General features: G+C 75.7%; 5 protein-coding genes. 4 read left to right on the top strand and 1 reads right to left on the bottom strand.

Annotation, left to right across the window (positions count from 1 at the left end):
- Positions 1-423: 423 nt before the first annotated feature.
- Positions 424-1,167 carry a Crp/Fnr family transcriptional regulator gene (locus tag E1300_RS48545; RefSeq protein ID WP_131764010.1) on the top strand — a complete coding sequence of 248 codons (744 nt, stop codon included), beginning with the start codon at positions 424-426 and terminating at the stop codon, positions 1,165-1,167.
- Between the two features lie 84 nt (positions 1,168-1,251).
- On the opposite strand, the gene E1300_RS48540 is transcribed toward E1300_RS48545, so the two are convergent.
- Positions 1,252-1,650 carry a DUF3291 domain-containing protein gene (locus tag E1300_RS48540; RefSeq protein ID WP_131764009.1) on the bottom strand — a complete coding sequence of 133 codons (399 nt, stop codon included), beginning with the start codon at positions 1,648-1,650 and terminating at the stop codon, positions 1,252-1,254.
- An 89-nt stretch (positions 1,651-1,739) separates the two neighbouring features.
- Between E1300_RS48540 and E1300_RS48535 the strand changes: the two genes are divergently transcribed.
- The 3 genes from E1300_RS48535 to E1300_RS48525 form a co-directional block, all read left to right on the top strand.
- Entirely contained in the window at positions 1,740-2,297 is a 558-nt protein-coding gene (locus E1300_RS48535; RefSeq protein WP_242619895.1) for a TetR/AcrR family transcriptional regulator, read from the top strand.
- A gap of 72 nt (positions 2,298-2,369) precedes the next feature.
- Positions 2,370-2,552 carry a hypothetical protein gene (locus tag E1300_RS48530; RefSeq protein WP_131764008.1) on the top strand — a complete coding sequence of 61 codons (183 nt, stop codon included), beginning with the start codon at positions 2,370-2,372 and terminating at the stop codon, positions 2,550-2,552.
- 520 nt (positions 2,553-3,072) lie between these two features.
- Positions 3,073-3,439: response regulator transcription factor (locus tag E1300_RS48525; RefSeq protein WP_131764007.1), on the top strand; the 367-nt coding region annotated here is incomplete at its 3' end.

Here is a 3,439-nt window from a genome sequence, read left to right as displayed (position 1 = left end):
GGCTCGCCGTCGCCGCCGCCGGCGCGACCGTGCGCCACCCCGGCGGCCGCCCCGACCTCGCGTCCCTGCGCGACCGCCCGGACCCCTGAGGCACGCCGCGGGCATCACGGCCGGTCGCCGCGGCGCTCCTGTCCCGGCGGTCGATATCCGAACAGTGTGATGTTCCGTCACACTTTCACCGGCCATTGCCGGTACGGTGACCCGCAGGCAGACCGCGTCCCGGTGCCCGCCGCACGGGTCACCGCCGCGCGTCCGGCCGGAGAACGGCCCGCCCGAGGCGGGATCCGCGGGATCCCGCCCCGTCGGCGTGCGCGCGCCCCTTTCCCTTACCGTCGACGCTGGTCTACGGTGCAAGCAACCGCCACCCCAGGCATCTCGGGAGGACCGTTGCGACCGCAGACGAACGGGCTCGCGGGCGGCTAGATGGCCGGGACCTCGAAGCGGGACGGACCGGCGCGCGCGTCCGCGGGCGCGCCCGCTCCGCGCCCGGGATTCTGGGCCTCGCTCGGCTCGGGGCAGCAGACCGCGCTCCGCTCGGTCGGCCGGCCGCGCAACTACCCGGTGAAGGCGCCGCTGGTCTACCAGGGCGACGAGTCCGACCACGTCATCATCATCGAGCGGGGCTGGGCGAAGGTCACCTCCGCCACCGAGGACGGCCACGACGTCGTGCTCGCCGTCCGGGGACCCGGCGACCTGCTCGCCGAGAGCGCGGTCCTCGCCGGCCGCACCCGGTCGGCCACCATCACCGCGCTGTCGCCCATCCGCGCGCTGGTCGTGCCCGCGGCCCGCTTCACCGGCTTCCTCGACGCGCACCCCGAGGTGTGGATGCTGGTCACCGGCACGTTCGTGCAGCGCCTGGACGACTCCGACCGGCGGCTGCGGGCGCACGTCACGAGCCGCGGGACGCAGCGGCTCGCGTCCCTGCTCGCCGACCTCGCCGAGCTGTCCGCGCAGCACGCGCCGCCCGCCGCGGACGGCAGCATCGACATCGGGCCCCCGCTGTCCCAGGAGGAGCTGGGAAGCTGGATGGACGCGTCCCGCGAGACCGTCGCCCGCGCGCTGAACGGCCTGCGCCGCGAGGGCCTCATCAGGACCGGCTGGCGCCGCATCACGGTCGTCGACCTGCCCCGGCTCCGCGCCTTCGCCCAAGACCGGGACCCCGCTTGACCGCGCCCGACCGCAGACCGGGAACCCGCCTGACCACTGGGCGCGAACGCAACCCCGAGGACCGCCGCTCCTGCGCCGGCGGGGTCAGGCGGCGGAGCGCCGCTCGGTGAGGCGGCGCTGGGCGTCGTCCCAGTCGATGGGGAGGTCCGCGCCCTTGACCGTCCAGAAGACGAAGGCCGAGTCGCGCATCACCGCGCGCTTGCGGCGCATCGTTCCGGCGTGGGGCTCGGCGGCGGCGTAGTCCTGCAACGCCTTCCGGTCGCGCCACGCGGAAAGCGTCCAGAAGGTGCGCTTCAGCGGCTCGGCCTTCAGCGTGACGCCGTGGGCGCCGTCCGAGCCGCGGGCCTGGCGGAGGAGCGCGAGCGAGGCGAGCAGGAAGCCCGGCACGTGGCGGAGCGAGCGGACCTCCAGGCGCGAGGCCATGACCAGCACCTCGGCATCGGGGGCGGCTGGCTCAGGCTGGATCCAGGGAAGGGTCGGCATGGCGCGTCCTTGCTGCGAGACAAATCTTGTCACTGACAAGATTGCCTCGGAGACCCCCGACTTGTCAATGGCAAGATAGGCTGTGCCGCGTGACCGAGCCGAGCTACCACCACGGCGACCTGCGGCGGGCCATCATGGCCGCCGCGGTCGGCGCGATCACCGAGTCGGGCCCGGCGAGCTGGAGCCTGCGCGAGCTGGCCCGCCGCGCGGGCGTCTCGCACGCCGCGCCCGCCCACCACTTCGGCGACAAGACGGGACTGCTGACGGCCGTGGCCGCCGAGGGGTACGCCCTCTTCGCGGACGCCCTGGAGCGGGCCGGCGACGACTTCTACGACGTGGGGATCGCCTACGTCCGCTTCGCCGTCGACCACCGGGCCCACTTCGAGGTCATCTTCCGCCCCGAGCTCTACCGGGCGGACGATCCCGAGGTGGCCGCCGCGCGGCAGCGGGCGAACCAGGTGCTGGCGCGCGGCGCCCGGAGCGTCGCCCCCGGCCGGGCCGAAGGCGACCAGACGGCCGCGATCGCCGCCTGGTCGATCGTGCACGGCTTCGCCCACCTCTGGCTGAGCGGCGCGTTCCCCGACGGCCTCGGCGACGACCCCGAGGCCGCGGCGGGCCCGGTGATCCGGCTCCTCTTCACCGACTGACAGAGACGATGTAGGTGAGCACCTGCCGCCGGGGTCTGCCCCAGCGACTGACGGGCCCGTCCCGCCGAGGACATGCCCTGGGACGTACCGGGCGGGACGGGCAGGGCGGGCGCGGCGGTGCGTCAGGAGACGCTGGGCGGAGTCGGCTTCGGCGGTACGGGCGGCCGCACGTCCCCGCTCGACGGGACCGACGGCGCCGAGACGGACGGCGGTGACGGGACGGGCGGCAGCGCGCTCCCCTCGGGCAGCAGGTGAGCGCAGGCCTTCGCCGCCGCCCGGTACCGCTCCGAGAAGACGTCCGCGCCGCCCCGCAGGGTGAGACGGCCGTCGGCGGACACGGTGACGCCCCGGAAACCGGGAACGCCGCGAGCGCGCACACACGCACTGAACGCCGCGGCCCTATCCGCAGCCGCGCTCGACGACGCGCTCGACGACGCGGACGGCGTCGCGGAGGGTGAGGCGGAGGGTGAGGCGGAGGGTGTCGCGAGTGCGGGGTGGGCGGTGGAGGGGCGCGCGTCCGCCGCGGCGGACGCGACGGCCGTCCCGGCGACACCGGTCGCGAGGACCGCGACGAGTACGCCGCGTCGGGGGAGAGGGATCCGCATGGTGCTCCTTCGTCCGTGGCGGTCGGCGACCGCCCTCGCCACGGAACTCAACAGCGCCGCCGGTTACCCGGCGGGAACGGCGGCCTTCACGCCGCTGTAACCGGCCGGGCGCGATGCTGGGGCGGACGGCCGGAGGCGGAGGGCGGTCGGCCGGACGCGGAGGAGGGCGAATGCGCGTGCTGGTGGTGGAGGATCATCGCGATCTCGCCGAGACGGTCGCGGCCGGGCTGCGCCGCGAGGGCCTGGCGGTGGACGTCGCGGGCGACGGCGCGGCCGCGCTGGAGCGCGCGTCGGTCAACCGGTACGACGTCGTGGTCCTCGACCGCGACCTGCCGGTCGTCCACGGGGACGACGTGTGCCGGTCGCTGGCCGCGTCCGGCGGTCCGGCGCGGGTGCTGATGCTCACCGCCGCCGGGGCGGTCGAGGACCGCGTGGACGGGCTGCTCGGCTGCGGCGCCGACGACTACCTGCCGAAGCCGTTCGCGTTCGCGGAGCTGGTCGCCCGCGTCCGGGCGCTCGGCCGGCGGGCGCAGCCGA

Origin of the sequence: Actinomadura fibrosa, assembly GCF_900659615.1 — a bacterium.
Lineage (GTDB): Bacteria > Actinomycetota > Actinomycetes > Streptosporangiales > Streptosporangiaceae > Spirillospora > Spirillospora fibrosa.
This window is presented reverse-complemented; position numbering and strand designations above follow the sequence as displayed.